This window comes from Brevibacillus sp., assembly GCF_003521185.1.
Classification (GTDB): domain Bacteria; phylum Bacillota; class Bacilli; order Brevibacillales; family Brevibacillaceae; genus Brevibacillus; species Brevibacillus parabrevis.
Window position 1 is genome coordinate 1 of sequence record NZ_DOTK01000065.1, and the last position, 14,247, is coordinate 14,247.

Below are 14,247 nucleotides of genomic sequence, written 5' to 3' on the forward strand. Positions count from 1 at the left end.
AACCGCTTCACCAACGGGCCATGCGTAATGGCGGATGGAGTGGGATTTGAACCCACGAGACGAGTTAACCCCGCCTACACGATTTCCAATCGTGCTCCTTCGGCCGCTCGGACATCCATCCATGTATATATGAAGGGATCGAGTTGATCACCTTGTTTGCCTTCCAGACTTCATATGTTATCACAAGCTTCTCAACTTGGCAAGAACTTTTTTCAATACTGCTTAAAAAGTTCACTTTCATATAACTTTTCTGCTAGGCACAATAGCCATTGTAGCGCGTGAGCCATGCCCTGTCAACGATAAAATTATAAAAATCGCTTTTCGTTTTCCCGCTTTTGTTTGCATTCGCCTACCACGCATATATCATTACCCGTCAGCACAGATTTTAGTCGCGGCTCTACACTGCGATTTGCACCCCTAGCTTCAACATAAAAAGATACCTCCATTCATAAAATGATATACTTTCCCTAAATCAAAATTGGCGATGAATTACCTCGGCGCTACATACCTACAAATAGAAAGCCTCTGATGATCTCGCTTGACTTTGAAAGCGCGAAAAGGCGCGAAGAACAAGCCAGGCAAGCGATAACCAAATGAGAAAAGGAGTGAACCCCTGTGGTATTGCTTCGACAAGCCACGCTGCACGATCTTCCTGCTGTCTGTAGAATAGACGCCCTCGTTCTAGGCTCAACCAGCCGAGCACATGAGTTGCAAACGGCTATTGCAGCCGGTCATTGCCATGTTGCTTCCCTCGACATGGACATCGCAGGCTTTGCCGTCATGAATCAATCTTTTTTTCAGCAAAGCTTTATTCACCTTGTCATCGTACATCCTCGGCATCAGCATCAAGGAATCGGAAAAGAGCTAATGCTGTACCTGGAAAAGCTATGTCCCACCGATAAGCTGTTCACTTCCACTAACCTTTCCAATAAGAAAATGCAACGCCTTTGCCAAAAGCTTGGGTATGCCTACAGCGGAACTATCCAGAACCTTGATCCCGCTGATCCGGAAGTGTTTTACTGCAAAAAAATATAGCAAAAACAGCCGCAGCATCAACTGCCACGGCTGTTTTTTACTGATTCCGCTCGTAAACCAATCGCAACCCTTTTAACGTCAAATAAGGATCGACGACCTGAATGCACGATGTCTCATCTGCTACCAAAGAAGCCATCCCACCTGTTGCGACGACAGTCGGCTCGGTCTGGTACTCCGCTTTGATTCGACGAACGATTCCCTCGACCTGCCCCACAAAGCCGTAATATATGCCTGCTTGCATGGCTGCGATCGTATTTCTGCCGACTACGCTCCCCGGTTTGGCGATCTCTATGCGCGGCAATTTTGCAGCCCGACTAAACAACGCCTCCGTGGAAATTCCGATGCCCGGCGCAATCGCTCCGCCCCAATATTGGCCCCGCTCATCCACGTAACAAAAAGTCGTAGCCGTTCCAAAATCAACAATGATCAAAGGCGCCCCGTATTCATGAATCGCCGCCACTGCATTGACAATCCGGTCCGAGCCTACTTCTCGCGGATACTCGTACTTGATATTCAGCCCGGTTTTGACTCCCGGGCCGACGATGAGCGCTTTTTGACGCAAGTATTTGCCGCACATGCGTTCAGTCGCCGTATTCAAAGGCGGGACAACCGAGGAGAGAATCACTCCGCTGACCTGCTCAAGCACAAGCCCTGCGCTGCCAAACAAACTTTTCACAAGCATTCCGTATTCGTCTTCCGTCTTGTTGCGGTCGGTCGCGATCCGCCAATGATGGCGCAGCACCTCGCCCTCATACAGACCAAGGACGATATTGGAGTTGCCTATGTCGATCACCAGTAGCATACAGGTCGCTCCTTACCGTTTGCGCGTATTCAAATCCAGGCTGATATCAAACGCCGCAACGGAGTGGGTCAACGCTCCAACAGAAATGACATCCACGCCCGTTTTGGCAATATTTCCGATCGTGTCCAGGTTTACCCCGCCAGAAGCCTCTACCACCGCTCGTCCATCAATCAGAGCTACCGCTTCAGCCATTGCTTCCAGAGACATATTGTCCAGCATGATAATATCTGCGCCTGCTTCGAGCGCCTCGCGCACCTGCTCAAGCGATTCGGCCTCCACCTCGACGGTCATGGTATGAGGAATAGCGGCGCGAGCCGAGGCAACTGCCTGGGCAATTCCGCCCGCTCCTTTGATGTGATTGTCTTTGATCATCACGGCATCGTACAGGGCAAAGCGATGGTTATGGCCGCCCCCGACACGAACGGCGTACTTTTCCAGGAAACGCAGCCCCGGAGTCGTCTTGCGCGTATCTACTACCCGTGCTTTTGTGCCCGCTACTGCCGCTACATACTCGCTTGTTTTCGTCGCGATGCCGGACAGACGCTGCATCAAGTTGAGCGCAAGCCGTTCACCGCTCAAAATCGAACGCACAGAACCACTGACTGCTGCCAGCTCCTGACCGACTTCGACCCGCTGCCCTTCCGCTACTTTTGCCGTGAAAACAAGCTCAGGATCGACCGTCGCGAAAACTTGCTCGGCAATCGGCAAGCCTGCTACCACACCTGCTTCCTTCGCGTACAAAATCCCGATCCCTTGCTCGGAATCCGGAATCGTGCTCATGGTTGTCACGTCGCCAAAGCCCACATCTTCGTGCAGCCATTCTTCGATTTTGCGTTGAAGCTCCCGTTTATTCCACATCGTTTTGTCCACACTCCTCTTGAATGGCGTTCTCGAACGTCTGGATGAGATGCTTGCGCCACAGCAAGTCATCTTTATTCGGAAAATCTGTGCGATAGTGCCCGCCACGGCTCTCTTCCCTAAGCAGCGAAGCTCTTGTCGTCAATACCGCTGCATTCAGCAAGTTTAAAAATTCAAAGGCTTCCCGGTCTTGCGCGATATACTGGTAAAACTGTTCCATCCGTTCCAGTTCGGCCAGCGCCTTTTTCAAACCTTTCTCGTCGCGCTTGACGCTGACGTGTCTCAGCATCAGCTTTTGCAGCTTCAGTCTTTGTTCACGTGTATTGAACGTGCGCGTTTGCCGATATTTGGAGACGACGCGAATCGGCTGAATTGCTGGCAGTTCAGTCAACTCCTTGATTCGCTGCGCGATCCGATGTCCGAAGACGACCGCTTCCGACAAGGAATTGCTCGCCAGTCTGTTCGCCCCATGTACGCCTGTGCAAGAAGCTTCGCCGCAGGCAAACAGGCGGCTGGTGGTCGTCTCGCCGTTCAAATCCGTCTGGACTCCGCCCATGATGTAGTGGCACGCAGGGGCGACCGGAATCCAGTCCGTTACCATGTTCAAGCCGTATTGCAGGCAAAAGTTGTAGATGGTCGGGAAGCGATGCTTGATCAGTTCCTCAGACTCGTGGGTGATATCGAGATAGACAAACGAAGACTTGGTCTGCTCCATCTCGGCCACAATCGCCCGCGCTACAATGTCACGCGGCGCGAGTTCTTTTTGCGGGTGGTACTTGTCCATGAAGCGGTCGCCATTGGTGTTGCGCAAAATGGCCCCTTCTCCCCTTACCGCCTCCGATATGAGGAAACGGGGTGCTCCTGGATAGTACAACGCGGTCGGGTGGAACTGGATAAACTCCACGTCTTTGATCCGCGCGCCAGCCCGATACGCGATGCCGATCCCATCCGCAGTGGCAATCTCCGGATTGGTGGTGTAGCGATATAGTTGTCCCGCTCCGCCAGTCGCCAGCACGGTCGCTTTTGCCTCGAGGAAAAACAACTCCCCGTCCGGCTTTTGCACGATCATCCCGACGCACTCGCCATCCTGCGTAAGCGCATCAATCGCAAAATGATGCTCCAGCACATGAATGTTCTCTTGCTCCATGACCCGTTTGGACAAGGCACGCACAATCTCGGCCCCTGTTGCATCGCCATTCGCATGCAAAATGCGTCGCTTGCTATGCGCGCCTTCCTGCGTCAGCTCATACTGCCCTTCTGCATCGCGGTCAAATTCCGTTCCGTAAGCAATCAGTTCCTTCAAGCGATCAGGGCCTTCATGCACAAGCACTTCCACCGCATCGTACGAGCAAAGTCCCGCTCCGGCGATCAACGTGTCTTGACGATGCAAGGCAGGAGAATCCGATTTGGCCGTAACGGCGGCAATCCCTCCTTGCGCCCAGCGGGTATTGCTGTCATCCAGCCCTTTTTTGCTGATCAGAACTACATCCGCATACTCACTCGTTTGCAACGCCGTGTACAACCCGGCTATCCCTGCTCCAACAACAGCTACATCTGTTTTCATTCGAGGCAATGCCTGCAAATCAAAATCCGCGATATAACGGGGAATCATGGCTGTGTCCCTTCTCTCCGTAACTGATGATTTCCCACCCATTATAGCAAATACCTACCAGAAGAAAACCACATTGGAAAAGTTCCGATTGCAAGAAAAAAGAGCATCCGCTTTTTGCGAACACTCTTGGCAAGTCACTCGTTTAGTTCGATTGGGCGACGCATTCCTTGCAGGTTCCGTACACCTCAAACTTGTGTCCGGTTACCTGAAAATCCTCTGGCACAGAAGCCATGACGTTCATCGGACAGCCTGGCAAGGAAGAAGTTTTCCCACACTCCGTACAGATTACATGGTGATGGTGGTGACCGTCTGCCGAGCAAGCCAGGCGAAAACGCCCTTCTCCCTCCAGCTCCGTCTCTTCCAAAATCCCCAGTTCAACAAAAGTGGAGATATTGCGATAAACAGTATCGAAGCTGAGAGTCGGATACTGCTCCTTAATTCGCTCCATAATATCTTTGGCAGACAAGTAGCGCTTCTCGGCAGCGCAGATGCGGATCATCTCCTCCCGCTTGCCGGTATATTTGTACCCGTGCTCCTTTAAAATTTGCAGGGCTTCTTCCACCTTCATCGACAAACACTCCTTCCTTTTGTCTTAACCAGATGACTTTATCGCATGATCGCACGCAGCTTTTTCACACCCAAAACAATGAGCATAATCAAAACAGCCATCAACACAATTGTACCACCAGATGCCCAGTCAAAGAGATAGGCAAAATACAATCCGCTCAGCACGGATATTTCCGCGAACAGAATCGAGAAAAAGATCGTCTGGCGAAAGCTCCGGGCAATTTGCAAGCTCGCCGCAACAGGCAGCGTAATCAGCGCGGAAATCAAGAGCACGCCGACAATGCGCATGGAAGCGGCAATCGTAAGCGCGACGAGAACCATGAACCACAGATTGATCGATCTGCGCGCGACACCGGACACCCGGGCAAATTCTTCATCGAAAGACACGGCGAACAGTTCCTTGTAGATCAGAAAAACCGTGCCAAGCACGACTACCGCCACGCCAACGAGCGCGTACAAATCTTCAATCGATACCGTGACGATTTTCCCGAACAAATACGAGTACAAGTCGGCGTTAAATCCGTCAGCGACACTGATCAAAACGGTAAACAGCCCAAGTCCTGTCGACAAAATGATCGGAATCGCCAAATCTTGATACGCTTTGTACACCTTGCGCAAGCGCTCAATGAACAAAGAACCGATCACCGCGAAAAGCATCCCGAAAAACAACGGGTTCACAGCGGAGAAAAACGCAATCTTTTTGGACACCAGCATCCCGGCAGCCACACCGGACAGTGTGACGTGAGACAGACCATCGGCCATCATCGACAAGCGGCGAACGATGAGAAACGTCCCGAGCAAGGGACAAATCAGGCCAATCAAAATCCCTGAAAACAGGGTATACCGCAAAAAATCATACTGCCACCAATCAGCCAGCATGTTCATACTCCTTCGTCATTATCTCGTTTGCAACGGCTTAATGGTGATGGGACAAGAGCCGGACGGAATCACCATACATGCTTTGCATAATTTTTTCCTGATTGTGCTCAAACTCGTGAGCGGTTCCGTGAAAATGGATTTTCTTTTGCACGCAAGCTACTTTCGTTACCCATTGCGACATCACTCCGACGTCGTGGCTCACGATCATCATCGTCAGGCCATTCTCTTCCTTTAGAGAACGCAACAAGCTGTAAAACTGCTCGATCGATTCCTGATCGACGCCGACAGTCGGCTCGTCGAGAATCAACAGCTCCGGCTCAGCGACAAGCGCCCTCGCAATAAACACACGCTGCAATTGGCCGCCAGACAAACTTCCGATCCGCTGGTTCAGCTTATCCGTCAAACCTACCCGCTCAACAGCAGCCCGTACGCTTTCATGATGCTTGGCATTCAGTCTGCGGAAAAGGCCAACTTTTCCCACGAGACCAGAAGCAACGACTTCCTGGACTGTCGCGGGAAACCCGCCCGCACCGTGAGCCACTTGCTGCGCCACGTAGCCGATCCGGTTCCATTCGCGGAACTTGGACAAAGGCTGTCCGAACAGCTCGACCTTCCCTTTGCTCGGGGGCAAAAGACCGAGGATCAGCTTCATCAGCGTTGATTTCCCCGATCCATTCGGCCCGACAATCCCGACAAATTCGCCGCGCTCAAGCGAGAACTCCACTCCATCCAGAACCACTTTGTCGTCATATTGAAAGGAGACACCTGACAGCTTTACCACAGGCACTCCTTGTGTTGTTGGTTCCATGATATGATCATCCTTTAAATCGGATTTGTTCTGATTTGTTACCTTTCATCCTACTACGATTTTGCCCGAACTACAAGCCTCCTATGGAGCAGAAATCTTGGGCTGGCCCGATACAAAGAAAAATGCCGCCAGATTCAGCGACATTTTCTTGATCGTTAGTTCAATGCTACTTTCAATGTTTCCATATTGTCACGCATGATGGACAAATAATCACGGCCTGCCTTCACATCGTCCTCTGTCAGACCTTCGAGCGGATTGAGCGTAGCTGTCTTCACGCCCGCTTCCTTCGCAATCACTTCCGCCACTTTTGGAGAGACAAGCGTTTCAAACATGACGTAGGAAATGTTGTGCTCCTTCACATGCTCGACCAAGCTTTTCAGCTCGCCCGGAGATGGTTCGTCGGCCGGGTTCAATCCGGAAATCGCCACCTGTTCCAGACCATATCGTTTCGCCAAATAGGAAAAGGCGCTATGCGAAGTCATAAATTCCTTTTTGGGAGCCGCTGAAACCATTGTGTTAAAATCTTGATCCAGCTTATCCAAATCAGCAGCCAGTTGCGCAAAGTTCTTTTCAAAATCGGCAGCATGCGCCTGATCTTTTTGCGCCAGCGTATTTTTCACTTTTTCCGCCTGCGCCTTCAGCTTCATCGGGTCCAGCCATACGTGCGGGTCAAATTCCCCGTGGTCATGGTCGTGCTCCTCTTTTGCATGCTCTTCGGTCGCAGCTTCTCCCTCATGCTCGTGTTCATCCTCGGAGGCTTTCAGCAAATCGAGTCCTTCCGAGGCGTTGACGATCACTGTCTTGTTTTTGTCGAGGTTGCTGACGGCTTTATCCACCCACAGCTCCAAACCGCTGCCGTTGTAGGCGAAAACGTCTGCGTTCGCCAATGCTACCATGTCTTTGGCAGTCGGCTCGTAGTCGTGTGGTTCTACGCCCAAGGGGATCATGTTGGTCACTTCTACATGCTCTCCCCCGATGCGTTTGGCTACGTATTCCAATGGATATATGGTTGTATATACTTTCGGCTTGGCATCGCCCCCGGATTGAGGGGTGCTTGTCGTCTGCTCAGCTGCACCGCATCCGGCAATACTGACAGCCGTAACGAGGCTCAGGATCGCCAACAGGCTCTTTTTCATCTCTATGTTCCTCCTACCCAATTCAAAATGATTCCGATTTAGTTGCTTGATCGTTTTTCATTATACGGACAGTGACCCAAAAAGTAAATAGGATTTATTACGATTTAATTGTCATATGTTTGCATCGCCGATCGCAGCTACACAATTTCTCCATGTCGTTATGATAAGATATAAGGCGGGAGGTATGTCCAAAATGAAACGTCAATCATGGTTGGCCATAAGCATTTTTGCCGCAGCCCTGCTCACTGGTTGTGGCGCGACTGATCAAGCTGGTCAGGATCACGCGAATCACGCAAATCACGCTCCTAACGGCGACCTGCAAGAACTGACAGCTTCTGTTGATCAGCTGCCGAAGTTTCTCGATAATCAGGACCCCGTCATCATCGAATCGTACAAAATCGCAGGGGCAAACCGCGAGCTGCTCAAATCGATCCCTTGTTATTGCGGTTGCGGCGAAAGCGCTGGACACATGCACAACGGCAACTGCTTTATCAAAGAGGAAAAGTCGGACGGCTCGATCGTCTGGGATGACCATGGCACGCGCTGCGGTGTCTGCATGGAGATTGCCGTGATTTCGTCCAAGCTGAAACAGGCTGGCAAATCGACAAAAGAAATCCGCGAGTACATCGACAACAACTACAAAGAAGGCTACGGAAAACCGACGCCCACCCCTATGCCCTCCTGAAATCCAGCCTTTTTCTATTCCTGACAAAGCTTCCTTAAAACTGGAAGCTTTTTTTGTTGTAAAAGACAGGAAATGTGATTACAATTATACCTAGATATTCGATGCATCTATATTCGATACAAAAGGAGATTCCTATGGCGATCAGCAAGGAATTGATGAAAGGCAGCACGGTCATCCTGGTTCTCACCTTGCTCGAACAAAAGCCGATGTATGGCTACGAAATGATCAAGGCGATGGAAAAAAGCTCGAATGGGGTGCTGACGTTGAAGGAAGGCACGCTTTATCCGATCCTGCACACCCTGGAGTCGGAGGGGAAGGTCGAGGCGTTTTGGAGCGAAGGTGAGGGCGAGCGGAAACGCAAATATTATCAAATCACGCCCGAAGGCAAGCGGCATCTCAAAGACAAGAAACAGGAGTGGATCTCTTTTCGCACCGCAGTAGACGGAGTGTTGGGCGGTGAGCCGACGTGAGTCAACCAGACAAAATCGCCCGTTACATAGATGAAGTCTGCAAGCAAATAGCCAGCAAAGAGGTTCATCCCGCAATCCGGTTGGAGCTGGAGGGTCATTTTGCCGAAAAGATAGCGGATTACCGCGACGCTGGACACACCAAAGAAGCTGCCACCGCCCAAGCTATTGCCGAGATGGGTGATCCCGTCTCAATCGGACGCCAGCTGCACGAAACCCACAAACCGCGTATGGAATGGAGCATTGTGGCGATGGTTGCCGTTCTGCTCGGCGTCGGGCTGCTCACCATGTTCTCGCTGCAAACAGCCATGGGCAACGAAAAACTGGTCGAGCAAAAATGGATCGGCATGCTGATTGGCAGCGCCCTCTTTTTGCTTGTGCTTTTTTCCGATTACAGCAAGCTGAAAAAGTACAGCCGCTACCTTTATTTTGCTACGTTCATTCTCTTGCTGTTCACGCTGCGCACTGGCAAACCGATAAACGGCACGCCTTTTCTCGAAATTGGATCAACTATCGTCAATTCCATCGAGCTGAGCGTCTTTTTGTTCACGATCGCACTGGCGGGCATCTTCGCCCAATGGAGCTGGAAGGAACGCTTCGTCACTTTGCGGGTACTTGCTTATTTCCTTCCCCCCTGCTTGCTTCTGGCATCTTCGCACCAGACCTTTGCTGCCATCTTGTTTGTGGTTTCTCTGCTCTTTCTTTTGTTGGTTTCACCAGTCAGACGGGCTACGTTCTTGACCGTAATCGGCTTGGCAGGAGCATGCATCGGCAGCTGCTTCTACCTGTTCGGCAGCCGTTATATGCTGGAACGGTGGAGTGCGTATCTTAACCCTTATAGCGACCCGAACGGAAGCGGTTATCTCGCCATTCAGCTCATGGATGCCGTTCGTTCAGCCGGGTTATGGGGACAAGGCTTTGGTTCGCAACTTGAAACTGTGCCGCTTCCTGAAACTGATTTTGTTTTTGCCTACATGATCTACAGCTTTGGTCTAATGACAGGTGCAGCGCTGTTCGCCATCGGCCTTTTATTGGTCAGCCGCTGGATACGTGCCATCAATCGGGTAAAAGATACATACGGTTCTCTGTTGTTGACCGGGATTGCCGTACTCATCTTCCTCCCCTACTTCTGGAGCATGTTTATGACAACGGGCCTGCTGCCACCAGCACCGATCAGTTTGCCGCTGATCAGTCACGGGAATGCTCACCTCATTTTGAACATGGTTTTGCTGGGGATGGCCCTGAACGTTTACCGTCGAAAAGACATCCAGCCCCTCGTCCAGTCCTAAGCCTGGCACCGTCTTAATTACACTTGGAAAAAACAAAGGGAACAAAGCTCATGACAAGCTCTGTTCCCTTTTATTGTTCGCCATTAAGCCGGAGCTACTTCCAGCATGCGCTCCAAAGACGCGCGCGCTGCGTCGGCAACATCTTTTGGCACATAAATTTCCGGTTTCATCGTTTCCAGCGCTTCGACGCATTTTTTCAGGTTGTTTACCTTCATATTCGGGCAAACGAGGTATTTGGAGGCGAAAATAAACGTTTTGTCCGGGCTGTCCTTTTCCAGCATGTAGCGCGTGCCGTCCTCGGTCCCGATGATGAACTCCTTGTGGGACGATTCGCGGCAGTATTTGAGGATTCCCGTAGTCGAACCTACGTAGTCAGCCAAAGAAACTACTTCTGGACGGCATTCTGGATGGACGACAACCACTGCCTCTGGATGCTGCTGCTTCAACGTCATGATGTCTTCTACAGACAACTGGTCATGCGTGTTGCAGTAGCCTTCCCAAATGATCATTTTTTTGTCTGTGAACTGGGATACGTAGTGGCCCAGATTTTTGTCCGGCACCCAAATGATCTCCTCGCTGTCCACAGATTCGATCACCCGCTTGGCGTTGGACGACGTACAGCAGATGTAAGTCTCTGCCTTGACGTCGGCAGATGTGTTGATATACGCCACTACTTTTGCGTTCGGATGCTGTGCTTTCAACTTGCGCAGCCCTTCCACGTTCACCATGTCCGCCATCGGACAGCCTGCACGTTCATCAGGGATGATTACCGTCTTTTGGGGATTGAGAATTTTTGCACTTTCTCCCATGAAGTGAACTCCGCAGAACAAAATCACATCTGCATCGGTTTCTTTCGCTTTTTGCGCCAGACCAAAAGAGTCGCCAATGAAGTCCGCTACTTCCTGAATCTCGGGGCGTTGGTAAAAATGAGCAAGAATGATGGCGTTCCGTTCTTTCTTCAACTGCATCAGTCGTTCACGTAACTCAGCGTTGCGCTGGGCTTTTTTTTCTAACGCTAAAGCGTCCATGGAAAAAATCCCCCTACGGTGGTGTCATAATTTACGGTCATTGTAAGCTGATTACTTGGTCTTGTCAATGTAAGCGTTGTTACATGATTTGCCGATCCTTGCCTTTTCGCGAAAGACACGGAAACAAAAGGCTCATACCCGAAAAGGATATGAGCCTCGTTCTTGTCGCTCTTGTTTATTTTGCCCGAAACAACCATTGCAGGGCGTCTGGAACATATTGCACTCCCAGGTCAAACGAGTGAAACTCGCTCTCGTAAATCACCTGTCGCACGGTGCTCTCTGTAAAGCCGTTTTGCAATAAATGTTCGTACACCTTTTTGCTGTTTGGCACCATCCATTGCTGTCCATTCGTACGGGTGGCCCCTTCGGCGTGGCCCAGGTTCATGTACAGGCGCTGGCCAGTTCCCTCAATCGTCAGTTGCTCCAGCCACTCGATAATGCCCGGGAACCAGAACGATCCGGAAAAGCTCCCGATCCGCCCGAAAATATCGGGGTAGGATAAGGCGGTGTAGACCGAAATCAGTCCTCCCAGAGAAAAGCCCATGATTCCCGTATGTTCTTTTTCCGGCAACGTACGATATCGACCGTCGATATACGGCTTCAGCTTGTGCGCGAGAAACTGAGCGTAGACAGAGGCGCTGCCTCCAAACATTTTGCCTGGCTCAAACACGTTTGGCGAAACAAACGGCGTGTATTCGTCGTTGCGATCAAAAGAAGCCACTCCGACGAAAATGAAGCCTGGCAGCTCGCCCTGCGCCGTCAGCTCTCGCACTCTCAGCAGCGTGTCGCTATCTTTTGGCTCAATCAAATCGCCGCTGTCTTGCAAATAAATCACGGGATAGTGCTGATCGCTGTCCGCATAGCCGTCAGGCAAGTAAACCAGCAACTGTCTATCGTTAAACGTATCGTGGATCACGCTAGGCTGACTCATCTGAGTCTCTCCTCTCCGTCAGTGCGATTGATTTCTCGGTGCTATTCCGAAAGAACCCGGAGCAGCTCCTTCGTCGTATACTCAACCGCCAACGGACCTTTTGTGCTGATCGAGACATCCAGCGGATATACGTGCTTGGCTTTGACTGCTTTCAGCGAGTTCCAGACTTTGCTTTTGTTCAACTCGGCGAGCGTAGTATCGACGTTGTCCAAGTAATCGACGAGGAAAATGTAATCGGGATCGAGTACAGTCACGCCTTCCAGCGACACAACATCGCCCTCCAGCTTGTACTGGCCGGGAGGTTTGAGTCCCAGTCCTGATTTGTCATCAAAAGCGTAGGACACGTCATTGTCGTCCAGCACGTAAAAAGTGTTGCCGTCTCCCGAAGCGCGCAGGAACGTCACGGTCTTATCTTTTTTCGCAGCCATCTTGCCTCTCGCTTCAGCCATCAGCGCTTCCAGCTTTGTAATGTATTCCTCGGCCAATTGCTCTTTGCCAATCAGCTTGGCGTATTCACGAAGCGTCTGTGCCCAAGTCCGTTCCTCGGTATTGTTAATCATGGCAACGGTCGAAATATGGCTCAAATCTTCGTAAACGTCGTTATGCGTACCGGAAAAGGCGACGATCAAATCTGGCTCAAGCTCCGTCATCAATTCCAGATTCGGCGTGGTCACTTCCCCGATGTCTTTGACAGAAGCCGTTTTGGCGTAAGGCTTCAACGTCTCAAACGAACCCAGCATGCGCTCAGCCAAAGTAGAAGCGATCGGTGGAGTCTCCAGGGCAAAGAAATATTCCATCATGCCAAAATGAGTAACGACAACGCGCTGCGGCTGTTTGGCAATCACCACTTCTTTCCCTGTCGCATCGACATATGTTCTCGGCCATTGCTGCTTGGCCGATTGCGTACTAGCTGTAGTGGACGCGGAGGTAGCTACTTCTGTTGACTGCTGGGTCGACTGTGGAGGACTGCTGTTGACTGCCCCTCCATTGCCGGTACCGGAGCATGCGCTCAAAAGCAGGGCAAGCCCCAGCATAAGTTTATGCATTTTGCCTTTTGTTCCGTTTCTGAATAGCTGCACACTCTCTCCCTCACCTTTTCGATAATGATTTTCATTATTAAACAGATTGTAGTAGCGGGGCGAGGTTTGAACAAGAGATGATCTTAGCCTTTTCACAGGATATTCTGAGCCTGCTTCCCAGAGTGCCGCTTCCGCTTGCTCCTTGAATTGCCCGGGTGTTACTCCCGTGTGCTTTTTGAACGCCCGGATAAAGTACGAAAGATCGCTGTACCCGACTCCTTCGGCAATAGCTTGCAAGGAAGCTTCGGTGCGCATCAGCAAAGCTTTTGCCTTGTCCAAGCGCACGCGGATCAAGTAATCAATCGGGCTGTAGCCTGTCTGTTGCTTGAATTGCTTGGACAAATACGGGACGCTGTAGCGCAGCTTTTGCGCGATGGCTTCCAGCGTAATCGGCTCGCTGTAATGGGAGTGAATGAATTGCTTGGCCTGCCAAACCAGATCGCCACTCTCTCCCCCCTCCTCCGTCCCATGCATCTGCTCCAGCAATTCGGCTACAAACAACTGGAACAAAGCTTTGGCGTAGAGCGGCTGTACAGCAGTATCGGTGACTTGTTGCCATATGTCCTGGAGTTTTTCGAGCTTGTCGAGCAACACAATCGACTGCTGTGGCACAAAGTCATACGACAGCAAAAACCAGTTGCGCGTCTCCAAAAGGCTCTTGATTTCCTGACGGCACGGCAGAGGAATCACCGCTTTATAGAAAAGAATGTAGAACTCAAATTCCGTTTTCTGGGGAACGATTTCGAGGGCCTGTCCCTTTCCGCCGTGAATCACGTGGCATCCGTTAACCGAATACACGAGTTCATCCAGCAGCACTTCCGCCTGGCCACGAACAGCATAGACAAACACACTGGAAGGAAGAGAGGAATAGCTGAATATATCCGTGGGCTGCACAATTTGATGACGCACATCCATGACTTTTACGGAAGCATGATTCCATAGATTCACTAACTCGTTTCGCCTCATGCGAATCACCTCTCCCTGCCAGATCACTACGCTCATTATAATTGATAACAATTCTCAATAACAACAAAAAAACCGTCCACTGACGAACGGTTTCTTCGTGTAAAA

14 protein-coding genes and 1 tRNA gene are annotated in these 14,247 nt (G+C 50.9%); 4 read left to right on the forward strand and 11 right to left on the reverse strand.

Going from position 1 to position 14,247, the window contains the following annotated elements; genetic code table 11:
• Positions 1-28 precede the first annotated feature (28 nt).
• Positions 29-121 (reverse strand) — tRNA-Ser (locus tag DEP07_RS19355).
• Positions 122-615: 494 nt separating this feature from the next.
• Between DEP07_RS19355 and DEP07_RS19360 the strand changes: the two genes are divergently transcribed.
• Complete coding sequence (locus DEP07_RS19360; protein ID WP_217023331.1) at positions 616-1,035, forward strand: GNAT family N-acetyltransferase; 420 nt, start codon at positions 616-618, stop codon at positions 1,033-1,035.
• A 37-nt stretch (positions 1,036-1,072) separates the two neighbouring features.
• On the opposite strand, the gene DEP07_RS19365 is transcribed toward DEP07_RS19360, so the two are convergent.
• The 7 genes from DEP07_RS19365 to DEP07_RS19395 all read right to left on the reverse strand — a co-directional run bounded on the left by DEP07_RS19365 (position 1,073) and on the right by DEP07_RS19395 (position 7,697).
• On the reverse strand, positions 1,073-1,837 hold the full coding sequence (locus DEP07_RS19365) for a type III pantothenate kinase (RefSeq protein ID WP_287102911.1): 765 nt from the start codon (positions 1,835-1,837) through the stop codon (positions 1,073-1,075).
• 12 nt (positions 1,838-1,849) lie between these two features.
• Positions 1,850-2,695 (reverse strand): carboxylating nicotinate-nucleotide diphosphorylase, encoded by an 846-nt coding sequence (gene nadC / locus DEP07_RS19370; protein WP_287102912.1) that lies wholly within the window; start codon positions 2,693-2,695, stop codon positions 1,850-1,852.
• A complete protein-coding gene (nadB, locus tag DEP07_RS19375) occupies positions 2,685-4,307 on the reverse strand; it encodes an L-aspartate oxidase (protein ID WP_122966004.1) in 1,623 nt (540 codons plus the stop codon). Before nadB ends, nadC begins: the two co-directional genes overlap by 11 nt.
• Positions 4,308-4,449: 142 nt before the next feature.
• Complete coding sequence (locus DEP07_RS19380) at positions 4,450-4,875, reverse strand: Fur family transcriptional regulator (protein ID WP_063230357.1); 426 nt, start codon at positions 4,873-4,875, stop codon at positions 4,450-4,452.
• Positions 4,876-4,913: 38 nt separating this feature from the next.
• Positions 4,914-5,753, reverse strand: coding sequence for a metal ABC transporter permease (locus DEP07_RS19385; protein ID WP_122966005.1), 840 nt, complete (start codon positions 5,751-5,753; stop codon positions 4,914-4,916).
• Positions 5,754-5,790: 37 nt separating this feature from the next.
• Positions 5,791-6,561, reverse strand: a complete 771-nt coding sequence (locus tag DEP07_RS19390; protein WP_122966006.1) for a metal ABC transporter ATP-binding protein — start codon at positions 6,559-6,561, stop codon at positions 5,791-5,793.
• Positions 6,562-6,716: 155 nt separating this feature from the next.
• Positions 6,717-7,697: a metal ABC transporter substrate-binding protein gene (locus DEP07_RS19395; RefSeq protein ID WP_122966007.1), complete on the reverse strand. Its 981-nt coding sequence runs from the start codon at positions 7,695-7,697 to the stop codon at positions 6,717-6,719.
• A 193-nt stretch (positions 7,698-7,890) separates the two neighbouring features.
• Here DEP07_RS19395 and DEP07_RS19400 point away from each other — a divergent pair, with 193 nt between their 5' ends.
• The 3 genes from DEP07_RS19400 to DEP07_RS19410 all read left to right on the forward strand — a co-directional run bounded on the left by DEP07_RS19400 (position 7,891) and on the right by DEP07_RS19410 (position 10,138).
• The gene (locus DEP07_RS19400) at positions 7,891-8,382 is read left to right on the forward strand and encodes a PCYCGC domain-containing protein (protein WP_063230353.1); all 492 of its coding nucleotides are present in this window, start codon (positions 7,891-7,893) and stop codon (positions 8,380-8,382) included.
• A gap of 134 nt (positions 8,383-8,516) precedes the next feature.
• The gene (locus DEP07_RS19405) at positions 8,517-8,852 is read left to right on the forward strand and encodes a PadR family transcriptional regulator (protein ID WP_173599742.1); all 336 of its coding nucleotides are present in this window, start codon (positions 8,517-8,519) and stop codon (positions 8,850-8,852) included.
• Positions 8,849-10,138: an FtsW/RodA/SpoVE family cell cycle protein gene (locus tag DEP07_RS19410; protein WP_287102913.1), complete on the forward strand. Its 1,290-nt coding sequence runs from the start codon at positions 8,849-8,851 to the stop codon at positions 10,136-10,138. Before DEP07_RS19405 ends, DEP07_RS19410 begins: the two co-directional genes overlap by 4 nt.
• Before the next feature lie 83 nt (positions 10,139-10,221).
• Here the strand turns inward: DEP07_RS19410 and nadA are convergent, their stop codons facing one another.
• The 3 genes from nadA to DEP07_RS19425 form a co-directional block, all read right to left on the reverse strand.
• Positions 10,222-11,166 (reverse strand): quinolinate synthase NadA, encoded by a 945-nt coding sequence (nadA, locus tag DEP07_RS19415; protein ID WP_063230349.1) that lies wholly within the window; start codon positions 11,164-11,166, stop codon positions 10,222-10,224.
• A 175-nt stretch (positions 11,167-11,341) separates the two neighbouring features.
• Positions 11,342-12,097 carry an alpha/beta hydrolase gene (locus DEP07_RS19420; RefSeq protein ID WP_287102914.1) on the reverse strand — a complete coding sequence of 252 codons (756 nt, stop codon included), beginning with the start codon at positions 12,095-12,097 and terminating at the stop codon, positions 11,342-11,344.
• A gap of 41 nt (positions 12,098-12,138) precedes the next feature.
• Positions 12,139-14,124: an AraC family transcriptional regulator gene (locus DEP07_RS19425; RefSeq protein ID WP_287102915.1), complete on the reverse strand. Its 1,986-nt coding sequence runs from the start codon at positions 14,122-14,124 to the stop codon at positions 12,139-12,141.
• Positions 14,125-14,247 lie beyond the last annotated feature (123 nt).

What these genes read in the sequence shown, in the direction of transcription:
- DEP07_RS19405 (WP_173599742.1), top strand. Translation starts at nt 8,517, where the DNA reads ATGGCGATCAGCAAGGAATTGATGAAAGGCAGCACGGTCATCCTGGTT.
- nadC (WP_287102912.1), bottom strand. Translation starts at nt 2,695, where the DNA reads ATGTGGAATAAACGGGAGCTTCAACGCAAAATCGAAGAATGGCTGCAC.
- DEP07_RS19420 (WP_287102914.1), bottom strand. Translation starts at nt 12,097, where the DNA reads ATGAGTCAGCCTAGCGTGATCCACGATACGTTTAACGATAGACAGTTG.
- DEP07_RS19390 (WP_122966006.1), bottom strand. Translation starts at nt 6,561, where the DNA reads ATGGAACCAACAACACAAGGAGTGCCTGTGGTAAAGCTGTCAGGTGTC.
- DEP07_RS19400 (WP_063230353.1), top strand. Translation starts at nt 7,891, where the DNA reads ATGAAACGTCAATCATGGTTGGCCATAAGCATTTTTGCCGCAGCCCTG.
- DEP07_RS19380 (WP_063230357.1), bottom strand. Translation starts at nt 4,875, where the DNA reads ATGAAGGTGGAAGAAGCCCTGCAAATTTTAAAGGAGCACGGGTACAAA.
- DEP07_RS19385 (WP_122966005.1), bottom strand. Translation starts at nt 5,753, where the DNA reads ATGCTGGCTGATTGGTGGCAGTATGATTTTTTGCGGTATACCCTGTTT.
- DEP07_RS19365 (WP_287102911.1), bottom strand. Translation starts at nt 1,837, where the DNA reads ATGCTACTGGTGATCGACATAGGCAACTCCAATATCGTCCTTGGTCTG.
- nadA (WP_063230349.1), bottom strand. Translation starts at nt 11,166, where the DNA reads ATGGACGCTTTAGCGTTAGAAAAAAAAGCCCAGCGCAACGCTGAGTTA.
- DEP07_RS19395 (WP_122966007.1), bottom strand. Translation starts at nt 7,697, where the DNA reads ATGAAAAAGAGCCTGTTGGCGATCCTGAGCCTCGTTACGGCTGTCAGT.
- nadB (WP_122966004.1), bottom strand. Translation starts at nt 4,307, where the DNA reads ATGATTCCCCGTTATATCGCGGATTTTGATTTGCAGGCATTGCCTCGA.